Below are 26,091 nucleotides of genomic sequence, written 5' to 3' on the forward strand. Positions count from 1 at the left end.
GCTCATTGCGGTTTGGTTGAGTAGCATTAGGCTCACTTCTACCATCCCTGACGAGAATTCCGCATGCAGAACCGGCTGACCATCAAAGATATCGCGCGTTTAAGCGGCGTAGGAAAATCGACGGTATCCCGCGTCCTTAACAACGAGAGCGGGGTCAGCGAACGGACCCGCGAGCGCGTCGAAGCGGTGATGCAGCAGCACGGTTTCTCCCCCTCCCGCTCCGCCCGCGCCATGCGCGGCCAGAGCGATAAAGTGGTGGCGATTATCGTCACCCGTCTGGATTCCCTGTCGGAAAACCTTGCCGTACAGACCATGCTGCCCGCCTTTTATGAACAGGGTTACGATCCGATTATGATGGAGAGCCAGTTCTCCCCGGGACTGGTTGAAGAGCATCTCGGCATGCTCGCCCGGCGTAATATTGACGGCGTGGTGCTGTTCGGATTTACCGGCATTGATGAGGCGATGCTCGCCCCCTGGCGCGATACGCTGGTGCTGATGGCCCGCGACGCCCCCGGTTTCGCCTCGGTGTGCTATGACGACGAAGGCGCCATCACGCTGCTGATGCAGCGGCTCTACGATCGCGGACATCGCCACATCAGTTTTCTTGGCGTCCCGCACAGCGACGTCACCACCGGCGAACGCCGCCATCTCGCCTACCTCGCTTTCTGTAAAAAGCATCGCCTGACGCCCACCGCCGCTCTGCCGGGCTTGGGCATGAAGCAGGGGTATGACACCGTCGCCAGCGTGCTGACGGCCGAAACCAGTGCCCTGGTCTGCGCGACGGATACCCTCGCCCTCGGCGCCAGCAAGTACCTCCAGCAGCAGGGCCGCGCTGCGCTGCAGCTCGCCAGCGTCGGTAGCACGCCGCTAATGAAGTTTCTCCACCCGGAAATCTTGACCGTCGATCCCGGCTATGCCGAGTCCGGACGCCGGGCCGCCCGGCAGTTGATCGAGCAGATCGCCGGCAGCGTCGAACCCCGCCAGATCGTGATTCCCGCCGCCCTGAATTAATCTCGTTCGGACGATTTATGTGATCGTCGCCGGGTTTCGGGAACGTTCCCATTTTGCAAAGCAAACGAAACGGTTAGGATGCCCTTAAGGTAAAAACGGCATCTCTCCCCTCTGTTTTTGAGGCTTCATCATGAGCAAAGTAAACCAGCAGGACATCGATAAACTGATCGAACTGGTGGGCGGGCGCGGCAACATCGCCACCGTCAGCCACTGTATTACCCGTTTGCGCTTTGTGCTGAACGACCCGGCCATCGCCAAACCAAAAGAGATTGAACAGCTGCGCATGGTGAAGGGATGCTTCACTAACGCCGGTCAGTTCCAGGTGGTCATCGGCACCGAGGTGGGCGATTACTACAAGGCCCTGCTGGCTACCACCGGCCAGACCTCCGCCGATAAAGAGCAGGTCAAGCAGGCCGCGCGGCAAAATATGAAGTGGCATGAGCAGTTGATCTCGCACTTTGCCGAGATCTTCTTCCCGCTGCTGCCGGCGCTAATCAGTGGCGGTCTGATCCTGGGTTTCCGTAACGTCATCGGCGACTTACCCATGAGCAACGGCCAGACGCTGGCTCAGATGCACCCGTCGCTGAAAACCATCTATGACTTCCTGTGGCTGATTGGCGAGGCGATCTTCTTCTATCTGCCGGTGGGGATCTGCTGGTCAGCGGTGAAGAAGATGGGCGGCACGCCGATCCTCGGGATCGTTCTTGGCGTCACCCTGGTTTCCCCGCAGCTGATGAACGCCTATCTCCTCGGCCAGCAGGTGCCGGAGGTGTGGAACTTCGGCCTGTTTACGATTGCCAAAGTCGGCTACCAGGCGCAGGTGATCCCGGCCCTGCTGGCGGGCCTGACGCTCGGCTTTATCGAGACGCGCCTCAAGCGCATCGTGCCTGACTACCTCTACCTGGTCATTGTCCCGGTCTGCTCGCTGATCCTCGCGGTGTTCCTCGCGCACGCCATTATCGGTCCGTTCGGCCGCCTGATCGGCGACGGCGTGGCCTTCGCGGTACGCCACCTGTTAACCGGCAGCTTTGCGCCGATCGGCGCCGCGTTGTTCGGCTTCCTCTACGCGCCGCTGGTGATTACCGGTGTCCACCAGACCACCCTCGCTATCGATATGCAGATGATCCAGAGCATGGGCGGCACCCCGGTGTGGCCACTGATTGCGCTATCCAACATTGCCCAGGCATCGGCGGTAGTCGGCATTATTATTGCCAGCCGTAAACAGAATGAACGCGAAATCTCGGTGCCGGCGGCAATTTCTGCTTACCTCGGGGTTACCGAACCGGCGATGTACGGTATCAACCTGAAGTACCGCTTCCCGATGCTGTGCGCGATGATCGGCTCCGGCCTCGCCGGCCTGCTGTGCGGCCTGAACGGCGTGCTGGCGAACGGCATCGGCGTCGGCGGCCTGCCGGGCATCCTCTCCATCCAGCCAACCTACTGGCAGGTGTACGCCATGGCGATGGCTATCGCGGTGGTGGTGCCGATTATCCTGACCACCGTGGTGTATCAGCGCAAGTACCGTCAGGGCACCTTGCAGATTGTCTAACTTCTTCTTTCGGGGCGCCTTTGGCGCCCCTCGTTGCAGCAGGAAAGCACTATGAATCATCTTCCCCACTGGTGGCAAAACGGCGTTATTTATCAAATCTATCCGAAGAGTTTTCAGGATACCACCGGCAGCGGTACCGGCGATCTGCGCGGCGTCACTTCCCGCCTCGACTATCTGCAGAAGCTTGGGGTCGACGCCATCTGGCTGACGCCGTTCTACGTGTCGCCGCAGGTGGATAACGGCTACGATGTGGCGAACTACACCGCTATCGATCCCTCCTACGGCACGATGGCCGACTTTGACGCCCTGGTGGCGGAGGCGAAGGCCCGCGGCATCCGCATCGTGCTGGATATGGTACTGAACCACACCTCGACCGAGCATGAATGGTTCCGTCAGTCGCTGAATAAGGAGAGTCCCTACCGTCAGTTCTATATCTGGCGCGACGGCGAACCGAACGCGCTGCCGAACAACTGGCGCTCCAAGTTTGGCGGTAACGCCTGGCAGTGGCATGCCGACAGCGGGCAGTATTATCTGCACCTGTTCGCCATTGAACAGGCGGATCTCAACTGGGAGAACCCGGCGGTACGCGCCGAGCTGAAAAAGGTCTGCGAATTCTGGGCCGACCGCGGCGTCGACGGTCTGCGCCTCGACGTCGTCAACCTGATCTCGAAAGACCAGACCTTCCCCTGCGATGCGGAGGGTGATGGCCGCCGCTTCTACACTGACGGCCCGCGGGTGCATGAATTCCTGCAGGAGATGAGCCGCGATGTCTTTACTCCCCGTAACCTGATGACCGTCGGCGAGATGTCCTCCACCTCGCTGGAGCACTGCCAGCAGTACGCCGCGCTGGACGGCCGCGAGCTGTCGATGACCTTTAACTTCCACCATTTAAAGGTCGATTATCCCGGCGGTGAAAAATGGACCCTCGCCCGCCCGGACTATGTGGCGCTGAAAGCGCTGTTCCGTCACTGGCAGCAGGGGATGCACAATCGGGCGTGGAACGCGCTGTTCTGGTGTAACCACGATCAGCCGCGCATCGTGTCGCGCTTTGGCGACGAAGGCGAGTACCGGGTGCCGGCGGCGAAGATGCTGGCGATGGTGCTGCACGGCATGCAGGGCACGCCCTATATCTATCAGGGCGAAGAGATCGGCATGACCAACCCGCACTTCAGCAACATCAGCGACTATCGCGACGTCGAAAGCCACAATATGTTTATCGAACGCGCAGCGCAGGGGCAAAGCCCGGACGAACTGCTGGCAATCCTCGCCAGTAAGTCGCGCGACAACAGCCGCACGCCGATGCCATGGCACGCCGGGGAGAACGGCGGCTTCAGCGACGGTGAGCCGTGGATCGGCCTTGGCGATAATTACCGGGAGATCAACGTCGAGGCGGCGCTGGCGGACCCCGATTCGGTGTTTTATGCCTATCAGCAACTGATTACGCTGCGCAAAACCCTGCCACTGCTGACCTGGGGCGATTACCAGGATCTCCTGCCGGACCATCCGTCGCTGTGGTGTTATCGCCGTCAGTGGCAGGGGCAAACGCTGGTGGTCGCCGCCAACCTGAGCCGCGACCTGCAGACCTGGCAGCCAGAGGAAGCCCAGGGCGACTGGAAGATGATCATCAGCAACTATGCCGAAACCACGCCCCGCCCGACCGGTCTGACGCTGCGGCCGTTCGAAGCCGTATGGTGGCTGCAGGCGTAAGGTACTTCTTGCCCGACAGAAACCGGAGCGTAATGCCTGGCATCGGAGGTGGATGCCAGGCATTTTTGCTTATTTTCCAGCCAGATAAATTTACATTTATCGCCAGCGCCCATCATCCGTACTCTCACCTTTTTACCTTGTTCTGGGTCAATAAAATCGCAAACATCTTTGATGCAAATCACTACATATAGAACTTAAAATGCGTCCCGGCCCTACATGTTGTATTAATCGTCTATTATGTCACCATATCTTGTCGATGTCTGGCGGTGATGAGATGTGGATAAAACGGGCCGGATCTGAAGGCAAACAGCACGAGCCGTAGCGTGTAGCGCCTTCGGGATAACCTCCGCCTCTGTGGATAACCTGTTCTATATATGGAGTGATCATGACACCGCATGTGATGAAACGTGATGGCTGTAAAGTGCCGTTCAAATCAGAGCGCATTCAGGAAGCAATTCTACGTGCAGCTAAAGCAGCGGGAGTCGATGACGCAGACTATTGCGCCACCGTCGCAGAAGTCGTTAGCCAACAAATGCAGGGCCGCGCCCAGGTCGACATCAACGAGATCCAGACTGCGGTAGAAAACCAGCTGATGTCCGGCCCCTATAAGCAGCTGGCGCGCGCCTACATTGAGTATCGCCATGACCGTGATAGCCAGCGCGAAAAGCGCGGCCGTCTCAATCAGGAGATCCGCGGCCTCGTCGAGCAGACCAACTCCGCGCTGCTCAACGAAAATGCCAACAAGGATAGCAAAGTCATCCCGACCCAGCGCGACCTGCTGGCCGGTATCGTCGCCAAGCACTATGCGCGGCAGCACCTGCTGCCCCACGATGTGGTGATGGCCCACGAGCGCGGCATGATCCACTATCACGACCTCGATTACTCGCCCTTCTTCCCGATGTTCAACTGCATGCTGATCGATCTGAAAGGTATGCTGACTCAGGGCTTTAAGATGGGCAACGCGGAGATCGAGCCGCCGAAGTCTATCTCTACCGCCACCGCGGTGACGGCGCAGATCATCGCCCAGGTCGCCAGTCATATTTATGGCGGCACTACCATCAACCGTATCGATGAAGTGCTGGCGCCGTTCGTCACCGAAAGCTTCAAAAAGCATCGTAAAATCGCCGAAGAGTGGCAGATCCCGGACGCCGAAGGCTATGCCCGCGCCCGTACCGAAAAAGAGTGCTACGACTCCTTCCAGTCGCTGGAGTATGAAGTCAACACGCTGCATACCGCCAACGGTCAGACGCCGTTTGTCACCTTTGGTTTTGGCCTCGGCACTAGCTGGGAGTCGCGCCTGATCCAGCAGTCGATTCTGCGCAACCGCATCGCTGGCCTCGGTAAAAATCGCAAAACCGCGGTATTCCCGAAACTGGTCTTCGCCATTCGCGACGGTCTGAACCATAAGTTCGGCGATCCGAACTACGACATCAAGCAGCTGGCGCTGGAGTGCGCCAGCAAGCGCATGTACCCGGATATCCTCAACTACGATCAGGTGGTGAAAGTCACCGGGTCGTTTAAAACGCCGATGGGCTGCCGCAGCTTCCTCGGGGTGTGGGAAAACGAGAACGGCGAGCAGGTGCATGACGGGCGCAATAACCTCGGCGTGATTAGCCTCAACCTGCCGCGTATCGCCCTGGAAGCGAAAGGCGACGAAACCGCCTTCTGGGCGCTGCTGGACGAGCGCCTGCAGCTGGCGCGCAAAGCGCTGATGACCCGTATTGCCCGTCTGGAAGGGGTGAAGGCCCGCGTGGCGCCGATCCTGTATATGGAAGGGGCCTGCGGCGTGCGGCTGAAAGCCGACGATGACGTCTCCGAGATTTTCAAAAACGGCCGCGCGTCCATTTCACTGGGTTACATCGGTATCCATGAGACCATCAATGCGCTGTACGGTAATCAGCATATGTACGACAGCGAGGCGCTGCGTGAGAAAGGTGTGGCCATCGTCCAGCGCCTGCGCGACGCCGTCGATGTGTGGAAGGAAGAAACCGGCTACGGCTTTAGTCTGTACAGCACGCCGAGCGAAAACCTGTGCGACCGCTTCTGCCGTCTCGACACCGCCGAGTTTGGCATAGTGGAGGGCGTGACCGATAAAGGCTACTACACCAACAGCTTCCACCTCGACGTCGAGAAGAAGGTCAACCCGTACGACAAGATCGATTTCGAAGCGCCGTACCCGCCGCTGGCCAACGGCGGCTTCATTTGCTACGGCGAGTACCCGAACATCCAGCACAACCTGAAGGCACTGGAAGACGTGTGGGATTACAGCTATGAGCACGTGCCGTACTACGGGACTAATACGCCGATCGATGAATGCTACGAGTGTGGTTTTACCGGCGAGTTCGAGTGCACCAGCAAGGGCTTTACCTGCCCGAAATGCGGTAACCACGATGCCGCTCGCGTGTCGGTTACTCGTCGGGTATGCGGTTATCTCGGCAGTCCGGACGCGCGTCCGTTCAACGCCGGCAAGCAGGAAGAAGTGAAGCGCCGCGTTAAGCACCTGGCCAATGGGCAGATCGGTTAAAGAGCTATGCGCTTTTCCCGGATAGCGGCGCGCAGCGCCTTATCCGGGCTACTGTTTTGCACCGTCCGGTAGCCCGGGTAAGGCGGAACGCCGCGACCCGGGAAATGGCCGCATTCCTTCGTATTCGCAAAGCAATTAGCGTCAGAGCAAGGCGGCAAACGAGGGAATCCCCGGGAGCGTACATTCAGTACGTGACTGGGGTGAGCGAGCGCAGCCAACGCGGCTATGGCATTAATTGAGAAGCGAAAAATGAATTACCATCAGTACTACCCGGTAGATATCGTCAACGGCCCCGGCACCCGCTGCACCCTGTTTGTTTCCGGCTGCGTCCACGAGTGCCCAGGCTGCTACAACAAGAGCACCTGGCGGGTGAACTCCGGTATGCCGTTTACCGCTGAGATGGCCGACCGCATCATTGCCGACCTCAACGATACCCGCATCAAGCGCCAGGGGATTTCACTCTCCGGCGGCGATCCGCTGCATCCGCAGAACGTCGCGGAGATCTTAAAGCTGGTTCAGCGCGTGCGCGCCGAATGCCCCGGCAAAGATATCTGGGTCTGGACCGGCTATAAGATTGACGAACTGAACGCCGAGCAGATGGAAGTTGTGAACCTGATTAACGTGCTTGTCGACGGTAAATTTGTGCAGGATTTAAAAGACCCGGCGCTGATCTGGCGCGGCAGCAGCAACCAGGTCGTGCATCATTTGCGTTAATCCCCTCCGTCAGCCTCTCAAAACCGGCTGACGCACTCCATCGCCACCGTTTTAAACTCATTGAAGCTGCGGGTCGTGGCAAGGCGGCTCATGGCGCGCTCACGCAGGAAAGTCACGAAAATATCGTAGATCGCCATCGCCTCTTCGTACTCGCGCTTACTGATGGCGAGCAGGAAAATGATATGGGCGGTTTCGTCGCCCCAGGCGATGCCCTGCGGGGCGATAACCGTATAAACCACCGTCTTTTTGGCCAGCAGTCCCAGGGAGTGCGGCAGCGCAATGCCATCGCCGAGCATGGTGCTGACAATCGCCTCACGCTCCACCACCGAAGCATGAAACTCGGCGTCAACAAAGCCTTCCTCCAGCAGCTGCTGGCACAGCTCGGCGAACAGCGTTTGCTGATCCATCGGCTTATCGACCACCCGGAAGTGGGCGGCATCGAAGTACTTATTCAGCATCCACGGACGGGTACGGTCCACCAGCACCAGCTTGCCAATCTGATCCAGCTGATAGTCGGTGGGAAACGGCGCGATGGTCACCACCGGTTTGTCTTTTTCGCTGATGCGCACCGTGGAGATAACAAAATCCGCCTCGATCGCATCCCGCTGTTCATACTCGCGCTGGGAAATCGTGGCGGCGATCTCCAGCTGCGGATATTTGCGCTGCAGGATCGCTTCGATCATCCGTACCATCGCATTGCTGGTATCGCAGACCAGTAGCACCTGTGGTTGACGCTGGTAGCCAATGTTGTAGTGGCGCTCCAGCCCGACGCCGATATGCAGCACCAGGAAGCCAATTTCGTTTTCGCTGATGGTATAAGGCGTGTACTTCCCCCAGCTGGAGACCGCGGCGAGGGTCATATCCCAGGCCATCGGGTAGTGCTGTTTGATGTTATCCAGCAGCGGATTGGGGATCATGATCTGGTAGCGCACGCGGGTGATCATGGTTTTAATGTGGGTCAGCAGATCGGCGTGCAGCTGGGCGTCGTCCAGCAGGTTGTAGTTATACTGGCTGTTGATGTAGCGCAGAATGTAATTGACCAGCGCTTCGTCATCGTCGGCGCTGATGGTTTCCGGGTCGACGTCCTGCACCTGACGGGCGGCGAGATGCACGCACAGCCACTCTTCTTCAGCGGGCGAGAAGGGCTTTCCGGCCAGCCGCTGTAGCTCTCCCGCCAAATCGCGCGCGGCGTCGCGGACGTTTTGCGCCACATCTTCGGCGCTGAAATCGGCCAGCGGATAGCCTTCGCTGACGCGGCGCACCACCACTGCGCCGTACAGGCAGATAAAGCGCTCACCGACATCAGTGAGGCGAATATGGTGCCGGGTGAGCGTCTCCTGCAGCATCGGCTCCAGCAGCGCAGGCACTTCCGCCTCCAGCGCCTCGGCGCCGATCAACGGATTGATACCGCCCTGTTGGGCCAGCTCCCACAGCAGATCGGTCAGGCAGGCACGAATCGACACCTCGCTACCAAACAGCTTCATGCCGTGGCGAGGGCGGGTTTCAAGGGTAAGCTGATAGCGCTGGAAGCGCTCACGCACCTCGACCATATCATTTTGCAGCGTCGCGCGGCTGACGAACCACTCATCCGCCAGATCTTCCAGCTTGATGGAGAACGCCGACGTCAGGAAGCGCACCAGCAGAAACGTTATGCGATCCTGGGCGGTTCGCGGCACGTGCTGCGTCTTCGGCGCCGTCTCCTCCAGCGCCTGAAAGCTCGCCGGGTTATCAATTTTCAGTTGATAACCGCTGCCGCGGTTGAGGATAAACTGCGCGCCATACTGCGCCAGCAGCGCATTCAGGGCGGTAATATCGGCGCGCACGGTACGGGTGGAAACCGACAGGCGTTGCGCCAGCTCATCCTGCGGCAGCGTTTCATTTCGCAGCAGGGTGAAGAGTTGCGCTAAGCGTTGGTTGGGAAATCGCATGTCAGTTCCTTGTGGTTACGGCTCAGGGTTGGGCGGATATCACCATCTGCGATGGGCTACCAACCGGCGTGTAGTCGGAGGCAAAGGTTAATTTGCCATCCTTCGGCGCCACGCTGAAGCGGGTAATATTATCGCTACGCTGGTTCATGACGTACAGCCACTGCCCTTGATTATCCAGGGTCAGCGTACGGGGGTAATCCCCACGCGTCCAGATATCCTCCTGGTGGCTCAGGCGGCCGTCGGCCTGCACCGTAAAGTGGGCGATGCTGTTATGCAGGCGGTTGGCGACATACAGCTGCTTACCATCGTTGCTCAGCGCCAGACCGGCGGCAAAGCTGGTGCCCTTATACTCTTTCGGCAGCGCGGAGACGGTTTTGCCTTCGCGCAGCAAGCCGCTTTGCTTATCCAGATGATAGAAAGTCAGCGTCGACGCTTCTTCGTTGATCAGCCACAGGCCGTCGCCCTTTGGCGTAAAGACGAAGTGGCGTGGGCCGGCGCCCGGCGACGAAGCGGCGATGAACGGCGGATCGTTCGGCGTCAGCTTGCCGCTGGCGCTATCCAGCCGGTACTGATAGATCCGATCCAGCCCCAGATCGGTGGAATAAACAAATTTCCCGCTGGGATCGGCGGCGATCATATGGGCGTGCGGGCCATTGTGATCGCTAATGGCGAAGCTGCCCTCGACGGCCGCCGCCGGGCGTTCGGCGCCTGCCGGGCCTTCATCCTGATGCCTGTCCACTGCCTCGCCCAGGCTACCATCTTCTTTCACCGGTAGCACGGCGATACTCCCGCTGACGTAGTTGGCCACCAGCAGATGTTTACCATCCGGCGTCAGGGAGAGATACACCGGCCCGGCGCCGCCGGAGGCAACCTGGCTGAGCGCGGTCAGCTCGCCATTCTTGTCAATTCGCCACGCCTGCACGACGCCTTTTTCGACTTCACTGGCGGCATACAGCGTTTTGCCATCGCGCGACACGGTCAGCTGCGCGACGTTTGGCAACGCGCTCACCAGCGCCCTGTCACGCAGCGCGCCGGTGTTGGCATCGACGGTAAAGCGGTACAGACCTTCGCCATTGGGATTATAGGTACCTACCCAGGCATAGTGGGTTTGCGCGGCGCCCGCGGCGGCGGCAAACAGGGACAGTGAAGCGACAAGCAGATGACGAGCGACAGGCATAGCAACTCCTTGATGGTTCGGTGGGATAAGTTGCCTCTCACCCCGGCCCTCTCCCAAAGGGAGAGGGAGAAAACCAGATGGTTCCCTCTCCCTCCGGGAGAAAGTTAGGATGAGCGGCAATAGCACTACTTCACTAACTGTTTAGTCATCTCCAGCAGCTGGCGCACATCGGCCGGGCGGGTGTTGCCGCTGGCTTTATCGATAATCGAGCTGTAGATATGCGGGATGATTTTGCTCACCCCGGCATCGAGAGCGATTTTCAGGATCTCGCTGTAGTTGTCCAGATCGATACCGCCGGTCGGTTCCAGCCAGAAATCGTGCGCAGCGCAGGCTTTGGCGACGGCTTCGAATTCGGCGCGGTGCTTCAGGCCGCCCATCGGGAAGTATTTGATGGAGCTGCCGCCCATGTCTTTCAGCAGCGCGATGGCGGTTTCCAGCGGCACAATGCCATCCGCCGCGCCGCTGCTCAGCGGGCCGGTGGAGATCTTCACCATTCCCGGCGTACCGGTCGGCGAGACCAGGCCATTCACCACGGTCTCATTCTGCCCGAGCAGCGCGCGGCTGGTAGCCACGCCGGTGAAGACCTGGTTGACGTGCTGCGGCTGCACCTGGCGAGAAATCTCGCTCACCATCGCCGACTGGTTTGGATCGCCTGCGCCCAGCCCGACGGAGAGCGCGTTATCAATAAGCTTCGCGTAGTCACGCATATCGGCCACCGCGCTGGCGACATCCGGATAGTTTTTGGAGAGCACGCCGACCAGGACGTGACCTTCCGCCGCGTCGTAAATTTCGCGGGCGTTGTCTTTGCTGCCCGCCAGGACGTTCAGGCACACGCGATCACGGTAAAAGTTTGGGGTCAGTTTCATGCTTGTTTCTCCTTGTTCAGCACTTCCGCGATGCGGCGGGCGACCACCGCCAGCTGCTCCGCGTTCACGCTGCGGACATCGGCTTCGATAATGCCTTCGTTAGCTTTATAGCCGCGGAAGTAGATGGCGTATTCGCCCTGCTTCAGCGCGTTAACCAGATCGCCGGTCTTCACGCCGGTCACCGCTTCGTTGAATTTGATTTCGGCGCGGGCGATATCGCGACCCGCGCTATCCCACACCACCCGGGCGGTCACGCCGTTAAGCGTGTTGAGCTGTTCGATAAACGGCGTCATCTTCGCCACCATCTGCTCGCCGCTCTCTTTGCTCGCCGTCAGGTAGTGTTCAATGGCGCAGGTCAGGCCGAGAATGCCCTCTTTACCCACTTTCATCGCCCGGCCAATCCCCATCGACTGGCGTTTAACCCACTCGACGTACTGCGTTTTGCCGATCACCAGCCCGCTGGTCGGCCCTTCAATGGCTTTTGCGCCGCTGTAGATCACCAGGTCGGCGCCCATGCGGTAGTAGCACTGCAGATCTTCTTCCGCCGCCGCATCGACAATCAGCGGCAAGCCATGCTGGCGCGCCACTTCCGCAGCCTGCGCGACGTTGAGCATGCTTTTCTGTACGCAGTGGTGGGATTTGATGTACAGGATCGCCGCGGTGCGCGGGGTGATTGCCGCCGCCAGCTGTTGGGCGGAACATTCGTTGGCGTAGCCCGCTTCCACCAGCTTACCGCCGCCCAGCGCCACCATGGTGCCAACCGGCGCGCCGAAGTTGACGTTGTGGCCCTTCGGCAACACGATTTCGTTATTCTCAATCGGCGTAACGTGCAGGTTCTCCAGCAGCCAGTCGCTGTCTTTCACCAGCACCGCCGCCACCGACTGGGCAATCCCCGCCGACGCGCAGGAGACAACGGTCGCCCCTTCCACATCCAGCAACCTGGCGATGTACTCGCCGGTTTTATTCACCAGGTCTTTCATTTCAAAGTACTGGTTCATACCGGCCATCGCGGCTTCCACCACTTCCGGGCGCGGCGTGGAAACGCCCAGCGCTGTCATGCGGCCCGAAGTATTAATCACCTGTTTTAAATGGTATTTCTCAAAAATCGAAGGCATGTTCCGCGCTCCCTTGTTCGGTCAGATAGCCTTTGCCCGCGCGGATCGCGGCCAGCGGCACCAGAATGTTGTCAGTCTGGAGGCTCTCTTTTTCGGCATCCACCAGCAGCGTGGGCCGGTGCTCCAGGCGAAATAGCGTTAAATCGGCGTCGAAGCCCACTTCCAGCCGCCCTTTACGCGACAGGCGCAGCCCCTCGGCGGCGCTGACGGTCACGCAGGCAATGACCTGCGGCAGGGTCATGCCGATGGCGAGGAATTTCGACATCACCAGCGCCAGCGAGCGCACCGGGCCATCGATACGGTTACGGCAGTAAATATCGGAGCTGATGGTGTGCGGCAGAATGCCCAGCGCAATCGCCCGCCGCGCCACTTCAAAGCTGAAGCTGGCGGTGCCGTGCCCAACGTCGAGGCGCACGCCGCGCTGCAGAGCGCGAGTAATCGAGCTACGCAGTTCGCCGGCGGGATTCAGAATGCGGTTCGGCTTGCCGTTATAGCAGTGGGTAATGATGTCGCCGCGGCTCAGCAGATCGGCGATTTCATCGAGGTTCGGCGGGTTATTGCCGATGTGCACCATCAGCGGCAGATCGCCGTTTTCCTGCTGAATGGCCTTGGCGCGCGCCAGCGGCGTAATGCCGTTTTCGCCGACGACGCTGCTGCTCATCCGCGCCTTCAGGCCGACGATAAAATCAGGATGACGCTGCACCGCCTGCTTCACCGCAGCGGCGTCGATATTGGCCATATTCGCCAGTTCATTCTGCGCAATCAGCCCGACGCGGGAGATATTGAGCAACGCATAAACTTCCGTCGCCGCGTTACGGGTCAGTTGATAGAAGTCATCGACGTCGTCGGCGCCGGTGCTGCCGGCATCAATCACGGTGGTGACGCCGGTGGCGATGCCGACGCTGTCCGGCTCATCGTGATAAATCGGCGAATTCGGGTAGCAGTGAACGTGGGAGTCAATCCAGCCGGCGCTGACGTAGCTGTTGCCGTGCAGATCGAGGGTGTTGCGGGAGGGCGCGCTAATCTCGCCCAGCGCCGCGATTTTCCCGTCCTGGATGGCGATATCAGTCAGGGTATCGTCGACGAGGCGCGCACGGCGCAGGAGTAAATCAAACATAGCTATCTCCTGATGAAAAGGGTGAATCTGTTGCCGGATGGCGGCGTACCGCCTTATCCGGCCTACCAATCGCGCTGACGTGTAGGCCCGATAAGCGCAGCGCCATCGGGCGATTAGCTAATCGCCACCGGGAAGATGGAGCCGAGGATCATCGCGCCGAGGATGGCGCCGCCGGTGATCGGTTTCTGCCAGATGTAGAACAGCAGTGCGCCAACCAGCGAGCCAATCCCGATAGGAATCGAGGCGGTCATCGCGCTGAGGATAATCAAGGGACCGAGGAAGCGGCCGGAGGCATTACCGGCCCCCATCATCACGTCGGCGCCGTAAGTGGAATCGCTCTGGTTAATGGTGAACTTACGCGCCAGAATGATGATGTAACCCACTGCCAGACCAAGGACCAGGCCGGTGACCAGCGAGGCGGCGAAGTTCGCCACCGGGAAGACAAAGCCCGCGCCGAGCAGCAGCGCCGGTACGCCAAGACCGATACCGGTCTGTATCGCTCCGCCGATATCGAGGATCCCCACCAGCGACCCTTCGATGATGCGGGCGAACAGGAAGCTGGCGCCAAACGCCGCCACCGCGCCGTAAACGCCGGTATCAATCCCCGACTTCAGCATGGCCACGAAGGCCACTTCGTTAAAGGCGCCGATGCCGTACAGGTAGTACATGTGCGTCCCGGCGAAGACGCCGGAGGAGAGCAGGCCAACAAAGATCGGGAACGACCAGTCGGCATACCAAAAACCTTTATTCTGTTCCATTATCAGGCTCCCGTTACTTGCCGCTGAGTGAGTTGTGGATCATGTCCAGCCAGTTCGGCACGGTCAGATGGAAGGATTCGATCATCTTCATGTCGAAGCCGCGGAAGAAGCCGCTGAGGACAAACAGCGCGACGATGGCCACCATCATCACTTTAGTCACCCGGTTCCAGCCGCTCTCTTCGACGCCTTTACCGATCAGGATCCCCAGCACCAGACCCGGTACGGCGTTACCCATAATCAGCTGCGCGGCGCCGCCGAAAATCGTCGCCCAGAAGCCTGATTTCTTACCGGCATCGATAGCCGCCAGCCAGAAGATCACCGGCATCACGGTGTTCACCAGCAGGTTTGCCGCCGGCACCAGGACCTTAACCGCGGTCACCTGCAGCGCTTCCGGTACGGACGAGGCGGTGAGGTTGAGGAAGGCGACGACAATCATGCCGATGATGCCGCAGGAGATGGCCATTTTTTTCGGATCGTGCAGCGTTTCGCCGACGTTACGATTTTTCAGCATTAGCGCCGCCGCGCCCCAGTTGGGGATAATGCGGTGGTCAACATCCTGGGTGAAGGAGCCTGCTGCCACGGAAGAGGCCCAGGCGTTAAAGAAGAAACCGAGGCCAAAGGAGAAGTGGGAAGCCGGATCGCCTTCGCAGGAATTCAGCTCGCCCAGGGTTCGAAACGCCCCCATCCCCTGGGTGGTAGGGGCGTGAAACATGCGTGCCGCTCCGGCGCCCACGCCGACGCCGACCAGGCCGCCGATGATGAGCGATTTTATTAAAATTATCAGGAACATAGTCAGACCCTTTGCTAACAATCAGGTTTGCGTGACGAAATCCACTTTATCGAGATCGATGGCGGTCACGTTGACGGTGACGTCCAGCTCCACGCTGTAGGTCCGTCGTTCACGGCGCAAAAAGAAGAACAGGAAGGCCTCTTTTCGTACCGCTTCGCGCGCATGAACAACCGTCACGTCCTGTGGCTCAATACGCAGCAGAATGTGCGATGAGGTTTTCATCACCGCAGCCTGCACATGGTTCAGGGCATCGGCGAAGGCCCGTGATTTGCTTTCGCCTTTGCCGGCAACCCTCACCGTGGTGGTGAATTGCTCTTTCATACTTATGCGCCGTATTTCTTTTTCCAGGCTTCTACCAGGCGCTCGCCCAGCTCTTCTTTATCCATAAAGCCGAAGCCCAGCACGTTGCACCCTTCGTTGATGGCAGTGACGCCCTCTTCCACCGAACGCATGCCATATTTCGCTTTGTAGCCGTATTTGGTCTGGGCGGTGATGGCCCCGGCGCCGCCGCTGCCGCAGAAGGAGATGCCGAAGGTAGCGTTTTCCGCTTTCATCATGTCGCCAAGCTTCATATCGGCAGCAACGCCAGGGACGACCACAGCACGTGCGCCCGCTTTCTCAGCGCCTGCAGCGACTTTTTGGCCTTTACCCAGACGGTCGCCAATGACTACGGTGATTTGTTCCATGTTTTGCTCCTTACAGGTTTTCTTTTGCGACTTCGAAATGGACGGACAGCAGCCAGGCCTCTTCATCGGGCAGGTTGCCGAACTGCGCGACCACTTCGCGGGCCAGCGTCATTGAATCTGGTGAAATCTCTTCGAACAGGCTGGCATCCACTTCCGGCAGCGGTTCACCACTGATTGACCGGTGGGCCATGGCCCGCACGTGGGAAGTCAGCATTTGCTCCTGAACGTCGTTAGGGACGATGCCGTGACGGTTTAACAAGGCGTAAACCTGCTGCAGCATCTTGTCAGCCAGCCGTTCAGTCTGCGCTGCCTGCTCCCCTTCGTCGTGTATTACCGCTCCGTTATTCACTTCTGATACCCCGCTGATGTCTCTGGAAATCAAGGTAGCGCCGGGGGATGGGAGTTTGTAGCGAGTTGTTTTCCACTTCGAAGTGGAAAGGGAGACGGCAGGCGTGATCGACCCCACATATTCACAGGGAAAAGGCAAAAACGACGGCTATGGCGTGAGATGTATCACAACAATGAGCGTGGACAAGGCGCCCGCGGCAGCGGAAAGGCCGGAAAAAGAGAGTGGAAAAATGTGATATCGGTAGGCTTTCAGGCGGGAGGCATCGGCTGATGCCTCCCGAAAAGAACGGTTAGCGGTACTTCTTATGGTAGGTGTTGCGGGTGGTTTTAAACTCCTCCGCGGCGGCCTGCGCCTCTTTCACCTTGCCTTCGTTCGCCAGCTTCAGCGCACCGTCGATCTGGCCGATCAGAATATCCAGACCATGACGGTAATCTTTCATCTCAGCGCTGTCGGCCGCTTTGCCTTCCAGCTTCGGCGGGGTCTCTTTCTGGGCATCGACCGCGGCGGTACGCATCTTATTCAGCGCCGCTTTCAGCTCGCCGGCGTCGGAGGTCTTCTGTACCACTTGCAGGTTTTCTGCCAGAGTGTCCATGTCTTCGCCCAGGTCGGCGAAGGCCGACGCTGAACCGAGCGCAAAAGCAGAGACAGCCAGCATCGCTAACAGTTTTTTACGCATTGCTCACTTCCTTTTTATTATTTAAGCAAACAGGTGTTATTGCCCGGCGATTTTCATCTCCGGCAGCAGCACAGAACCGCACTGAATGTTGCTGCGCGTTTCAATATCATCGCCAATGGTCACGATATTACGCCACATTTCTTTCAGATTTCCTGCAATGGTGATCTCACTGACAGGATATTGAATTTCGCCGTTTTCTACCCAGAAGCCGGATGCGCCGCGTGAGTAGTCGCCGGTGACGCCACTGACACCCTGCCCCATCAGTTCGGTAACCACAAGACCGGTGCCCATCTCTTTAAGCATCTTTGCAAAACTCAGGCCGCGGCCGTTAATGCGCCAGTTGTGGATGCCCCCGGCGTGGCCGGTGCTTTTCATCCCCAGCTTACGCGCCGAGTAGTTGGTCAGCAGCCACTGGGTCAGCACGCCGTCTTTGATGATGTCACGACGCTCAGTGCGCACGCCTTCGCTGTCGAACGGCGTGGAGGCCAGCCCTTTCAGCAGGTGCGGATGTTCTTCGATGGTCAGCCACTCAGGCAAAATTTGTTTGCCCAGCGAATCGAGCAGGAAGGTGGATTTGCGGTATACCGAACCACCGGCAATCGCTCCGACCAGGTGGCCAAACAGCCCGGTCGCCACTTCGTTGGCGAAAATGACCGGCGCCTTCATGGTCGATAGCTTACGCGGCGCCAGACGCGACAGGGTGCGGCGAGCGCACTCTTCCCCGACCCATTCCGGGGACTGCAGATCCTCGATCGCCCGGCCAATGGTGTAGGCGTAGTCGCGCTCCATATCGCCATCATCTTCCGCGATGACGCAGCTGGAGAGCGAATGGCGAGTCGAGCAGTAACTTTGCAGCATGCCGTGACTGTTACCGAACACTTTGATGCCGTAGTGACTGTTAAAGCTGCCGCCTTCGGTGTTGGTGATGCGTTTATCGGCCTTCAGCGCCGCTTGCTCCGCGCGGGCGGCCAGTTCGATGGCTTCGTCCGGGGAGACCTCCGCCGGGTGGAACAGGTCCAGATCCGGGGCGTCAAAGGCCAGCAGCTCTTTATCGGCCACACCGGCAAACGGATCCGGGGAGGTGTAGCGCGCAATATCCAGCGCCGCCTGTACGGTGCGGGCGATGGCGTCCGGGCTAAGATCGGTGGAAGAGGCGCTGCCCTTGCGGTTCTGATGGTAAACCGTAATGCCTAACGCCCCATCGCTATTGAATTCTACATTCTCCACTTCGCCATAGCGGGTGCTGACGCCGATGCCCGTCGTTTTGCTGACGGAGACTTCCGCACCGTCAGATTTACCTGCCGCCAGTTCCAGTGCCGTGGTAACGGCTTCTTCCAGCGTCTTACGCTGCTGTGCAACTTGAGAGATGACTTTCATTGCTAATGCCATAATGTAAGAAGGAGTTAACTGAAGTCTAACAGAGAACCGTTTTTCAGTGCGCGCCTTAACTGGTAACATTAGCCTCTTTTTTTAAGGAGCCTGAGATGACAAAGCAGCCCGAAGACTGGCTCGACGACGTGCCCGGTGATGATGTTGAAGATGAAGATGATGAAATCATCTGGGTCAGTAAGAGTGAAATTAAGCGCGACGCGGAAGAACTGAAGCGTCTTGGCGCGGAACTCGTTGACCTGGGGAAAAACGCGCTGGATAAAATTCCGCTGGATACTGACCTGCGCGACGCCATCGAACTCGCCCAGCGAATCAAAAAAGAGGGTCGCCGCCGCCAGCTGCAGCTTATCGGTAAGATGCTGCGCAACCGCGATGTCGATCCGATTCGTCAGGCGCTGGACAAGCTGAAAAACCGTCACAACCAGCAGGTTGCGCTGTTCCACAAGCTGGAGCAGATCCGCGACCGACTGATTGACGATGGGGATGACGCTGTAGCTGAAGTGCTGAACCTGTGGCCAGATGCTGACCGTCAGCAGCTGCGTTCGCTGATCCGCAATGCGAAGAAAGAGAAAGAAGGCAACAAGCCGCCGAAATCGGCGCGCCTGATCTTCCAGTATCTGCGTGAACTGGCGGAAAACGAAGGCTAAGTCCCGCTGTTTTTGCCCGCAATCGTCTCCCGGATGGCGGCGCGCTGCGCCTTATCCGGGCTACAGATCCCTGTATATCAACCGGTTAATCTGTTTCGTAGGCCCGCGCAAGCGCAGCGCCGCCGGGCAATCTGTACCAGACTCCGTTCCCGTCGTTGTGCCGGATGGCGGCTAACGCCTTATCCGGCCTACGGAGCCCTGTATATCAACCGGTTAATCTGTTTCGTACGTCCGCGCAAGCGCAGCGCCGCCGGGCAAGCTGTACCATGCTCCGTTCCCGTCATTGTGCCGGATGGCGGCTAACGCCTTATCCGGCCTACCTTCACCCCAGTTCTAAGGTTTGCGCCAGCAGGGATGTACCCTCCGTATCGCCTGGGGCCCCTCATCCGCACGACGATACGTTTGTTTTTTGCCTTGTTGCCAAGCTGAATCGTTAAAGCTAAAAACAATGTAGATCACATATCCTGGTGATAAATACGCATTACTTAGCAAAATAATACGACTTTCATCGCATTTAACATCATAAAAACGGCCACTTTCTCACCAGGTGAGGCGCTTCACATTTTAATCACCCCCATGCCGGTAGATTTCACACGTCAATGACACAATCGATTCAGCAAAAAGGGAATAAAAATGAAAAAGACATTGGTTCTGACGACGATCGCCCTGCTGGTTTCTGGCTCAGCCGCGGCAAAAACATGGGTGCTGACGAACGCTGAAGAGGGCATGGATAAAGGAAACTGGCAGATCAGCAGCGATCAGCTGAAGGTAAAAGACCATGCGTTCAGCATTGAGCAAAAAGTCCTGCACGGCGGTAAGCAGGAAGGCAGCAAAATCCTCACCATTCACAGTAAAGACGGCCTGACCATCACTCTCAGCCCAACCCGTGGCATGAACTTACTGCGTATTGAGGGTTTCGGCAGCCGGATGGGCTGGGATTCGCCGGTTAAAGAGGTCGTCAACCCGGCGTTTATCAACCTGGAAAGCCGCAATGGACTCGGCTGGCTGGAAGGATTCAACGAGATGATGGTCCGCTGCGGCTATGAATGGACCGGCCATCCGGTGACCGCGGACGGGCAGATTTATACCCTGCACGGCAAGGCGGGCAACACTCCGGCCTCGCGGGTAGAAGTCGAGGTGGCTGACAGCGCGCCGTATGAAATCCGCATCCGCGGGCTGGTGAAAGAGAGCACCTTCAAAAAAGCCGATCTGCAGACCCTGACCGAACTGCGCTACGTGCCGGGCAGCAACAGCTTCAGCCTGCATGATGTCTTAACCAACCATGCTGACTATCCGCATGATTATCAGATTATCTACCACAGCAACTTCGGCACCCCGATTCTGGAAGAAGGCGCGCGCTTCCTCGCCCCGATGTCCAGCATCAGCCCGTTCAATGATTACGCGAAGAGCGGGTTAAAAACCTGGCAGACCTATCAGGGACCGACCAAAGATTTTGACGAGATGGTATTTAATATTCAGCCGCTGGCCGATGAAAATCACCAGACCCTGGCCGCGGTGGTCAACAAAGCGGGCGATAAAGGGGCCTCCATTCAGTTTGATACCCGTCAGCTGCCGGTCCTGACGCTATGGAAAAACACCGACACCATCAAACAGGGCTACGTCACCGGTATCGAACCGGGCACCAGCTACGCCTATCCGGTCACCATTGAACGCGAACAAAAACGCGTGAAGCAGCTGCAGCCGGGCGCCAGCGCGCAGTTTGATCTGACCTACACCCTGCTGCACGACAGCGCTCAGGTGGCCGCCGTTGAGCAGAAAATCGCGCAGATTCAGGGCGACAATAAAGTCGCGGAGAACGAGACGCCGATCGCCAAAGAGTAAGGTTGTAACCAGTGAATTCCCGGAGCGGGGCGACGCCCCGTTCCGGACTACTCCCGCCCCATCACCTCGCGCCCGAGATCCCGGGCAAACTGCTGGTACTGTCGCTCATCGATCGGCTGCGGGTAGCTCAGCACCAGCAACTCATGATCCGCGATGCCCTGATGATAGCTCGGGTGATGATGCGCCCACGCATTGGCATGAAATCCCATCGACTGATAAAAGCGCAGCCGTTTATGAGCGATTGCCGTGGTTAGCGGATCGATTTCCAGAATGGTCAGCGGCGCGCGCGTCAGGATCTGCGCCAGCAGCTGTTTACCATAGCCGCGGGAGCGCAGCGTATCGTCGATCGCCAGATGTTCGATATAACCGTAGCCGGCAAACTGCCAGCAGCCGCTGAGGCCGATAAATACGCCCTCATCGAACCACGCTTCCAGCGCGTAGCGCGGGTGGCTCAGCGCCTGAAGTTTGGCGTCGCTTTCGCGCTGCTCGTGCCACGGAAAGGCGCGCGCGTAGAGCGCGTCCAGCGTGGCGAAATGGGGCGAGTCGGTAGAACGTAATCTTTCGCAGGTCAGCATGGCACAATCCCTGGTAGCGAAAACAAAACTGCCCTCACACGGAGGGCAGTGATCGGAGGCGTTCGCGCTTATTCTGCCGCGGCCGCTTTTTGCGCCAGCTTATCCAGCAGCTTCTGATGAATGCCACCGAAGCCGCCGTTGCTCATCACCAGGATATGGTCGCCCGGGTGGGCGGTTTTGACCACCATCTCCGCCAGGGTATCGACGTCGGCGCTCCAGTGGGCCGGCTGGACGCAGGCTTCCGCCACTTCCGCCACCTGCCACGGAATATGCTGCGGCTGCAGGAGGAACACTTCATCAGCGCGACCGAGAGACGGCGCCAGATCGTCTTTGCAGACGCCCATTTTCATGGTGTTAGAGCGCGGCTCCAGCACGGCGAGAATACGCGCGGTGCCGCCCACTTTGCCGCGTAGCGCCTGCAGCGTGGCGAGGATTGCCGTCGGATGATGGGCGAAATCGTCATACACGGTGACGCCGTTGGCTTCGCCGCGCAGCTCCAGGCGACGGCGGGCGTTGATAAAGCTGCCCAGCGCGTTCGCGGCATCCGCCGGCAGCACGCCGACGTGACGCGCCGCGGCAATCGCCATCAGGCCGTTATGCATATTATGCTCGCCGACCAGCGCCCACTTCACTTCACCAACCTTTTCGCCGTCGAGCAGCACTTCCCACTGCGAGGCGTCGGCGTTCAGCTTCTTCGCCTGCCAGTGGCCCTGCTCGCCCACCAGCTCCTGCTCGCTCCAGCAGCCCATGGCCATCACCTGCTTCAGGTTGATGTCGTTCTCCGGCAGGATAATTTTGCCTTTGCCCGGCACGATACGCACCAGATGGTGGAACTGTTTCTGAATCGCCTTCAGGTCGTCAAAGATGTCCGCGTGGTCGAACTCAAGGTTGTTGAGGATCAGCGTCCGCGGGCAGTAGTGAACAAACTTGGAGCGCTTGTCGAAGAAGGCGCAGTCATATTCGTCGGCTTCAATCACAAAGAACGGGCTGTCGCCCAGGCGTGCGGAAACATCAAAGTTCCCCGGTACGCCACCGATCACGAAGCCCGGTTTATAGCCGCAGGCTTCGAGGATCCAGGTTGCCATCCCGGCAGTGGTGGTTTTGCCGTGGGTCCCGGCGACGGCCAGCACCCAGCGATCGCGCAGCACGAAGTCGTGCAGCCACTGCGGGCCGGACATATACGGAATATTGTTTTCCAGCACCGCTTCAACGCACGGGTTGCCGCGAGTCATGGCATTACCGATGATCACCAGATCCGGCCGGGGATCCAGCTGGCTGGGGTCATAACCCTGAATTAAATCAATCCCCTGGTTTTCCAGCAGGGTGCTCATCGGCGGATAGACGTTAGCATCCGACCCTGTTACCTCATGACCGAGGGAGCGCGCCAGCATGGCCAGGCCCCCCATAAACGTGCCACAGATTCCTAAAATATGAATGCGCATTCGTCATTTCCTTCTCTTATCCGGGGCACATTTTACCCATATCCCGGGCCCTGGCGAAATGCATTTCAGGCGAATCTGTATTTTGCTGGCGCGATTCACCAGTGCGCACTTTTTTGATTCTTTGTTAAGATTGTTGCGTTCGTTTTACTCAACATAAAAATGCAGGGAACGAGTTATGAAAACGTTAGGTGAGTTTATTGTTGAAAAGCAGCACGAGTTCTCCCACGCCACCGGTGAGCTGACTGCTTTGTTGTCAGCAATAAAGTTGGGCGCCAAGATCATCCACCGCGATATCAACAAGGCCGGTCTGGTCGATATCCTGGGTGCCAGCGGTGCTGAAAACGTTCAGGGCGAGGTTCAGCAAAAACTCGATCTGTTCGCTAATGAAAAATTAAAAGCCGCACTGCGAGCACGCGATATTGTTGCCGGGATCGCCTCCGAAGAAGAAGATGAAATTGTCGTCTTCGAAGGGTGTGAACACGCCAAATACGTGGTGCTGATGGACCCTCTGGATGGCTCCTCTAACATCGACGTTAACGTCTCTGTCGGAACGATCTTCTCTATCTACCGCCGCGTCACGCCTGTCGGCACGCCGGTGACAGAAGAAGACTTCCTGCAGCCGGGTAACAGGCAGGTGGCCGCGGGCTATGTGGTCTACGGCTCTTCGACGATGCTGGTATATACCACCGGTTGCGGCGTCCACGCCTTCACCTACGACCCGTCCCTCGGCGTCTTCTGTCTGTGTCAGGAGCGCATGCGCTTCCCGGAGAAGGGCAATACCTACTCCATCAACGAAGGCAACTACATCAAATTCCCGCAGGGCGTGAAGAAGTACATTAAATACTGCCAGGAAGAGGACAAAGAGACTCAGCGTCCTTATACCTCACGCTATATCGGCTCGCTGGTGGCGGACTTCCACCGTAACCTGCTGAAGGGCGGCATCTACCTGTATCCGAGCACCGCCAGCCACCCGGACGGCAAGCTGCGCCTGCTGTATGAATGCAACCCGATGGCCTTCCTCGCCGAACAGGCGGGCGGTAAGGCCAGCGACGGTAAAGAGCGTATTCTGGATATTATCCCGGAAAGCCTGCACCAGCGCCGCTCCTTCTTTGTCGGTAACAACCACATGGTTGAAGACGTCGAGAACTTCATTAAAGCATTCCCGGACGCCTGATCCCTGCCCTCCCTTCCCGCCTTGCGGGAAGGGAGTTCCCTGTCAGCGACTCCCCGCTCCGCTCACCCGCGTCACCGCCGCATTCTGCCGATTTTCCCACAGCACCGTCAGCCCACGCTGCAGCGCGATAAAGATAAACAGCAAAATACCGATCGCAATTTTCGTCCACCATGAGCTGAGGGTGCCATCGAAGTTGATGTAAGTCTGAATCAGCCCCTGGATCGCCACCCCGAACAGCGTTCCCAGCACGGTGCCAACACCGCCGCTGAGCAGCGTACCGCCGATCACCACCGAGGCAATCGCGTCCAGCTCCACGCCGACGCCCGCCAGCGCATAGCCCGCCTGGGTATAAATGGAAAAGACGATCCCGGCCAGCGTCGCCAGCCCGGTGGAAAGCATATAGATACGGATCGTGGCGCTGCGAGTCGAAATCCCCATTAAATTCGCCGACGTCGCGTTGCCGCCGATGGCATACACCTGGTTGCCAAAGCGGGTGCGATGGGCGACAAAAATACCGGCCACCACCACCAGCAGCATCAATAGCCCCATGGCGCTGAGACGACCGCCGCCGGGGATGGTCCATGCCAGCCCGGACAAGGTGTCGTAGACCGGATGGTTAATCGGAATCGACTCCTCCGACACCAGATAGCTGACGCCGCGCAGGAAGAACATGCCGGCAAGCGTGATGATAAAAGCCGGGATCTTCAGCGCGTCGATAAGCAGCCCCATAAACGCACCGAAGGCGCAGCCCATCACCAGCACCATTGGAAACGCCACCAGCGGCGATATTCCCCAAAAGCCAATCGCTTTGGCGAGGAAGACGCCGGTAAAAGCGATCACCGACCCCACCGACAGATCGATCCCACCGGAGAGGATCACAAAGGTCATGCCCACGGCGATGATCCCGAGGAAGGCATTATCCGTCAGGATATTGCAGATCACCCGCGTTGAGGCAAAGCCGGGGAACTGCGTCAGGCAGTAAAGGTAGCCCAGCACAAACACCGCCAGGGTGATCATCAACGGTAAATTACGTTTTATCATGGCCGCGTACCCCTTTCAGTAAACCGATAAAGCGCGGCGACTGGACAATCAGTACGCACAGCACCACCACCGCTTTCACCACCTGGTTGAGCTCCGGCGGAAAGCCAGAAAGCAAAATGCCGGTATTCATGCCCTGGATAATCAGCGCCCCCACCACCGATAGCAGCAGGTTGAAGCGCCCGCCCATCAGGGAGGCGCCGCCGATGACCACCGCCAGAATGGCGTCCAGTTCGAGCCACAACCCGGCGTTATTCGCATCCGCGCCGCGTATGTCCGCCGCCACGATAATCCCGGCAATCGCTGCGCAGACGCCGCTCAGGACATAGGCCAGCATCACCACGATACGAGTATTCACGCCGGCGTTTTTCGCCGCGCGGATGTTGATCCCCACCGCTTCGATAAACATGCCCAGCGCCGTTTTACGGGTAAACAGCCAGAACAACAGCAGGGTGGCGGCAGCGATGATCACCGGCGTTGGAAACAGCAGAAACGATCCGCTGCCGAGCCACGCCAGGGCCGGGGAATCAAAGGTGACGATCTGCCCGGCGGTGATCAACTGCGCGACCCCGCGCCCGGCCACCATCAGGATCAACGTCGCCACAAAAGGCTGGATCTTAAGGACGGCGACGAGGATGCCGTTCCACAGCCCGGCCAGCGCACCGGCCCCCAGCGAGGCCAGCACCACCACCGCCAGGCTGTGCCCGGCGACGGTCATCGAGGCGGCCGTCGCGCCGGCAATCGCCATCACCGCCCCCACTGACAGGTCGATGCCGCCGGTGGCGATCACCAGCGTCATGCCGATGGCCAGCAGCGCCACCGGCGCGGCGCGGTTAAGAATATCGATCGGGCTGCCAAACAGGCGGCCATCCTGGAGCACCACCTGATAAAAATGGGGCGCCACCAGGCTGTCGACCAGCAACACCAGCAGCAGGGCAATAATCTGCGGGGTACCCTTCGGCCAGCTGAAGCGTCGCTTCTCCTGGCCGGTTTGCGAAAGAGATCGAGGCATCATGA

25 protein-coding genes and 1 pseudogene are annotated in these 26,091 nt (G+C 58.8%); 9 read left to right on the plus strand and 17 right to left on the minus strand.

Translation table 11 applies throughout. The features are described 5' to 3' along the window. Window positions 1-63: 63 nt before the first annotated feature. From treR to nrdG, 5 genes are all read left to right on the plus strand, one after another. Entirely contained in the window at window positions 64-1,011 is a 948-nt protein-coding gene (treR, locus tag AC3EMD_RS24745; RefSeq protein ID WP_008807130.1) for a trehalose operon repressor TreR, read from the plus strand. A 130-nt stretch (window positions 1,012-1,141) separates the two neighbouring features. Then, window positions 1,142-2,560: a PTS trehalose transporter subunit IIBC gene (treB, locus tag AC3EMD_RS24750; protein WP_008807131.1), complete on the plus strand. Its 1,419-nt coding sequence runs from the start codon at window positions 1,142-1,144 to the stop codon at window positions 2,558-2,560. Between the two features lie 51 nt (window positions 2,561-2,611). Then, on the plus strand, window positions 2,612-4,267 hold the full coding sequence (gene treC / locus AC3EMD_RS24755) for an alpha,alpha-phosphotrehalase (RefSeq protein ID WP_046881705.1): 1,656 nt from the start codon (window positions 2,612-2,614) through the stop codon (window positions 4,265-4,267). Window positions 4,268-4,652: 385 nt separating this feature from the next. Next, on the plus strand, window positions 4,653-6,791 hold the full coding sequence (gene nrdD / locus AC3EMD_RS24760) for an anaerobic ribonucleoside-triphosphate reductase (protein ID WP_302073822.1): 2,139 nt from the start codon (window positions 4,653-4,655) through the stop codon (window positions 6,789-6,791). Window positions 6,792-7,040: 249 nt separating this feature from the next. Then, entirely contained in the window at window positions 7,041-7,505 is a 465-nt protein-coding gene (gene nrdG, locus AC3EMD_RS24765; protein WP_008807134.1) for an anaerobic ribonucleoside-triphosphate reductase-activating protein, read from the plus strand. Window positions 7,506-7,522: 17 nt separating this feature from the next. On the opposite strand, the gene AC3EMD_RS24770 is transcribed toward nrdG, so the two are convergent. The 10 genes from AC3EMD_RS24770 to AC3EMD_RS24815 form a co-directional block, all read right to left on the minus strand. After that, window positions 7,523-9,433, minus strand: a complete 1,911-nt coding sequence (locus tag AC3EMD_RS24770; protein WP_032731805.1) for a BglG family transcription antiterminator — start codon at window positions 9,431-9,433, stop codon at window positions 7,523-7,525. Window positions 9,434-9,455: 22 nt separating this feature from the next. Next, entirely contained in the window at window positions 9,456-10,610 is a 1,155-nt protein-coding gene (locus AC3EMD_RS24775) for a lactonase family protein (protein ID WP_117116556.1), read from the minus strand. Window positions 10,611-10,735: 125 nt separating this feature from the next. Beyond that, window positions 10,736-11,476, minus strand: coding sequence for a 2-dehydro-3-deoxy-phosphogluconate aldolase (gene dagF / locus AC3EMD_RS24780; RefSeq protein WP_008807137.1), 741 nt, complete (start codon window positions 11,474-11,476; stop codon window positions 10,736-10,738). Next, window positions 11,473-12,591, minus strand: coding sequence for a DgaE family pyridoxal phosphate-dependent ammonia lyase (locus tag AC3EMD_RS24785; protein WP_012969088.1), 1,119 nt, complete (start codon window positions 12,589-12,591; stop codon window positions 11,473-11,475). Before AC3EMD_RS24785 ends, dagF begins: the two co-directional genes overlap by 4 nt. Continuing rightward, on the minus strand, window positions 12,575-13,708 hold the full coding sequence (locus AC3EMD_RS24790; RefSeq protein ID WP_302073823.1) for an amidohydrolase/deacetylase family metallohydrolase: 1,134 nt from the start codon (window positions 13,706-13,708) through the stop codon (window positions 12,575-12,577). Before AC3EMD_RS24790 ends, AC3EMD_RS24785 begins: the two co-directional genes overlap by 17 nt. Window positions 13,709-13,821: 113 nt before the next feature. Next, window positions 13,822-14,466 (minus strand): DUF4310 family protein, encoded by a 645-nt coding sequence (locus AC3EMD_RS24795; RefSeq protein ID WP_004152267.1) that lies wholly within the window; start codon window positions 14,464-14,466, stop codon window positions 13,822-13,824. Window positions 14,467-14,479: 13 nt separating this feature from the next. Further along, entirely contained in the window at window positions 14,480-15,256 is a 777-nt protein-coding gene (locus AC3EMD_RS24800; RefSeq protein WP_002886897.1) for a DUF4311 domain-containing protein, read from the minus strand. A gap of 21 nt (window positions 15,257-15,277) precedes the next feature. Continuing rightward, window positions 15,278-15,577, minus strand: coding sequence for a DUF4312 family protein (locus AC3EMD_RS24805; RefSeq protein WP_004206503.1), 300 nt, complete (start codon window positions 15,575-15,577; stop codon window positions 15,278-15,280). A gap of 2 nt (window positions 15,578-15,579) precedes the next feature. Then, on the minus strand, window positions 15,580-15,942 hold the full coding sequence (locus AC3EMD_RS24810) for an SFCGS family glycine-rich protein (RefSeq protein ID WP_004206501.1): 363 nt from the start codon (window positions 15,940-15,942) through the stop codon (window positions 15,580-15,582). A 10-nt stretch (window positions 15,943-15,952) separates the two neighbouring features. After that, entirely contained in the window at window positions 15,953-16,291 is a 339-nt protein-coding gene (locus AC3EMD_RS24815) for a PRD domain-containing protein (protein WP_008807140.1), read from the minus strand. Window positions 16,292-16,394: 103 nt separating this feature from the next. On the opposite strand from AC3EMD_RS24815, the gene AC3EMD_RS24820 reads away from it, so the two are divergent. Then, the gene (locus AC3EMD_RS24820) at window positions 16,395-16,526 is read left to right on the plus strand and encodes a hypothetical protein (protein ID WP_014908079.1); all 132 of its coding nucleotides are present in this window, start codon (window positions 16,395-16,397) and stop codon (window positions 16,524-16,526) included. Between the two features lie 54 nt (window positions 16,527-16,580). On the opposite strand, the gene cybC is transcribed toward AC3EMD_RS24820, so the two are convergent. Next, entirely contained in the window at window positions 16,581-16,967 is a 387-nt protein-coding gene (cybC, locus tag AC3EMD_RS24825; RefSeq protein ID WP_002886893.1) for a cytochrome b562, read from the minus strand. 36 nt (window positions 16,968-17,003) lie between these two features. Beyond that, the gene (gene pmbA / locus AC3EMD_RS24830) at window positions 17,004-18,356 is read right to left on the minus strand and encodes a metalloprotease PmbA (RefSeq protein ID WP_008807141.1); all 1,353 of its coding nucleotides are present in this window, start codon (window positions 18,354-18,356) and stop codon (window positions 17,004-17,006) included. Between the two features lie 95 nt (window positions 18,357-18,451). Here pmbA and yjgA point away from each other — a divergent pair, with 95 nt between their 5' ends. Beyond that, window positions 18,452-19,003 carry a ribosome biogenesis factor YjgA gene (gene yjgA, locus AC3EMD_RS24835; protein ID WP_004177664.1) on the plus strand — a complete coding sequence of 184 codons (552 nt, stop codon included), beginning with the start codon at window positions 18,452-18,454 and terminating at the stop codon, window positions 19,001-19,003. 333 nt (window positions 19,004-19,336) lie between these two features. Here yjgA and AC3EMD_RS24840 read toward each other — a convergent pair. Beyond that, window positions 19,337-19,452 (minus strand): annotated as a pseudogene (locus tag AC3EMD_RS24840) (hypothetical protein). 184 nt (window positions 19,453-19,636) lie between these two features. On the opposite strand from AC3EMD_RS24840, the gene AC3EMD_RS24845 reads away from it, so the two are divergent. Next, entirely contained in the window at window positions 19,637-20,845 is a 1,209-nt protein-coding gene (locus tag AC3EMD_RS24845) for an aldose 1-epimerase family protein (RefSeq protein WP_023323523.1), read from the plus strand. 47 nt (window positions 20,846-20,892) lie between these two features. Here AC3EMD_RS24845 and AC3EMD_RS24850 read toward each other — a convergent pair whose 3' ends face one another. Both AC3EMD_RS24850 and mpl read right to left on the minus strand, forming a co-directional pair. Further along, window positions 20,893-21,420: a GNAT family N-acetyltransferase gene (locus AC3EMD_RS24850; RefSeq protein ID WP_008807143.1), complete on the minus strand. Its 528-nt coding sequence runs from the start codon at window positions 21,418-21,420 to the stop codon at window positions 20,893-20,895. Window positions 21,421-21,488: 68 nt separating this feature from the next. After that, complete coding sequence (mpl, locus tag AC3EMD_RS24855; RefSeq protein ID WP_023296931.1) at window positions 21,489-22,862, minus strand: UDP-N-acetylmuramate:L-alanyl-gamma-D-glutamyl-meso-diaminopimelate ligase; 1,374 nt, start codon at window positions 22,860-22,862, stop codon at window positions 21,489-21,491. Between the two features lie 175 nt (window positions 22,863-23,037). On the opposite strand from mpl, the gene fbp reads away from it, so the two are divergent. After that, entirely contained in the window at window positions 23,038-24,036 is a 999-nt protein-coding gene (gene fbp / locus AC3EMD_RS24860; RefSeq protein WP_008807144.1) for a class 1 fructose-bisphosphatase, read from the plus strand. 42 nt (window positions 24,037-24,078) lie between these two features. On the opposite strand, the gene yjfF is transcribed toward fbp, so the two are convergent. Both yjfF and ytfT read right to left on the minus strand, forming a co-directional pair. Continuing rightward, window positions 24,079-25,077, minus strand: coding sequence for a galactofuranose ABC transporter, permease protein YjfF (yjfF, locus tag AC3EMD_RS24865; RefSeq protein WP_094645168.1), 999 nt, complete (start codon window positions 25,075-25,077; stop codon window positions 24,079-24,081). Then, window positions 25,064-26,089 carry a galactofuranose ABC transporter, ATP-binding protein YtfT gene (gene ytfT / locus AC3EMD_RS24870; RefSeq protein WP_302073824.1) on the minus strand — a complete coding sequence of 342 codons (1,026 nt, stop codon included), beginning with the start codon at window positions 26,087-26,089 and terminating at the stop codon, window positions 25,064-25,066. Before ytfT ends, yjfF begins: the two co-directional genes overlap by 14 nt. Window positions 26,090-26,091 lie beyond the last annotated feature (2 nt).

This window comes from Klebsiella sp. PK18, assembly GCF_057784655.1.

Bases quoted from the DNA above. Each gene is read 5' to 3' on its own strand.
- treR (WP_008807130.1), top strand. From the start codon at position 64: ATGCAGAACCGGCTGACCATCAAAGATATCGCGCGTTTAAGCGGCGTA.
- treB (WP_008807131.1), top strand. From the start codon at position 1,142: ATGAGCAAAGTAAACCAGCAGGACATCGATAAACTGATCGAACTGGTG.
- treC (WP_046881705.1), top strand. From the start codon at position 2,612: ATGAATCATCTTCCCCACTGGTGGCAAAACGGCGTTATTTATCAAATC.
- nrdD (WP_302073822.1), top strand. From the start codon at position 4,653: ATGACACCGCATGTGATGAAACGTGATGGCTGTAAAGTGCCGTTCAAA.
- nrdG (WP_008807134.1), top strand. From the start codon at position 7,041: ATGAATTACCATCAGTACTACCCGGTAGATATCGTCAACGGCCCCGGC.
- AC3EMD_RS24770 (WP_032731805.1), bottom strand. From the start codon at position 9,433: ATGCGATTTCCCAACCAACGCTTAGCGCAACTCTTCACCCTGCTGCGA.
- AC3EMD_RS24775 (WP_117116556.1), bottom strand. From the start codon at position 10,610: ATGCCTGTCGCTCGTCATCTGCTTGTCGCTTCACTGTCCCTGTTTGCC.
- dagF (WP_008807137.1), bottom strand. From the start codon at position 11,476: ATGAAACTGACCCCAAACTTTTACCGTGATCGCGTGTGCCTGAACGTC.
- AC3EMD_RS24785 (WP_012969088.1), bottom strand. From the start codon at position 12,591: ATGCCTTCGATTTTTGAGAAATACCATTTAAAACAGGTGATTAATACT.
- AC3EMD_RS24790 (WP_302073823.1), bottom strand. From the start codon at position 13,708: ATGTTTGATTTACTCCTGCGCCGTGCGCGCCTCGTCGACGATACCCTG.
- AC3EMD_RS24795 (WP_004152267.1), bottom strand. From the start codon at position 14,466: ATGGAACAGAATAAAGGTTTTTGGTATGCCGACTGGTCGTTCCCGATC.
- AC3EMD_RS24800 (WP_002886897.1), bottom strand. From the start codon at position 15,256: ATGTTCCTGATAATTTTAATAAAATCGCTCATCATCGGCGGCCTGGTC.
- AC3EMD_RS24805 (WP_004206503.1), bottom strand. From the start codon at position 15,577: ATGAAAGAGCAATTCACCACCACGGTGAGGGTTGCCGGCAAAGGCGAA.
- AC3EMD_RS24810 (WP_004206501.1), bottom strand. From the start codon at position 15,942: ATGGAACAAATCACCGTAGTCATTGGCGACCGTCTGGGTAAAGGCCAA.
- cybC (WP_002886893.1), bottom strand. From the start codon at position 16,967: ATGCGTAAAAAACTGTTAGCGATGCTGGCTGTCTCTGCTTTTGCGCTC.
- pmbA (WP_008807141.1), bottom strand. From the start codon at position 18,356: ATGGCATTAGCAATGAAAGTCATCTCTCAAGTTGCACAGCAGCGTAAG.
- yjgA (WP_004177664.1), top strand. From the start codon at position 18,452: ATGACAAAGCAGCCCGAAGACTGGCTCGACGACGTGCCCGGTGATGAT.
- AC3EMD_RS24845 (WP_023323523.1), top strand. From the start codon at position 19,637: ATGAAAAAGACATTGGTTCTGACGACGATCGCCCTGCTGGTTTCTGGC.
- AC3EMD_RS24850 (WP_008807143.1), bottom strand. From the start codon at position 21,420: ATGCTGACCTGCGAAAGATTACGTTCTACCGACTCGCCCCATTTCGCC.
- mpl (WP_023296931.1), bottom strand. From the start codon at position 22,862: ATGCGCATTCATATTTTAGGAATCTGTGGCACGTTTATGGGGGGCCTG.
- fbp (WP_008807144.1), top strand. From the start codon at position 23,038: ATGAAAACGTTAGGTGAGTTTATTGTTGAAAAGCAGCACGAGTTCTCC.
- yjfF (WP_094645168.1), bottom strand. From the start codon at position 25,077: ATGATAAAACGTAATTTACCGTTGATGATCACCCTGGCGGTGTTTGTG.
- ytfT (WP_302073824.1), bottom strand. From the start codon at position 26,089: ATGATGCCTCGATCTCTTTCGCAAACCGGCCAGGAGAAGCGACGCTTC.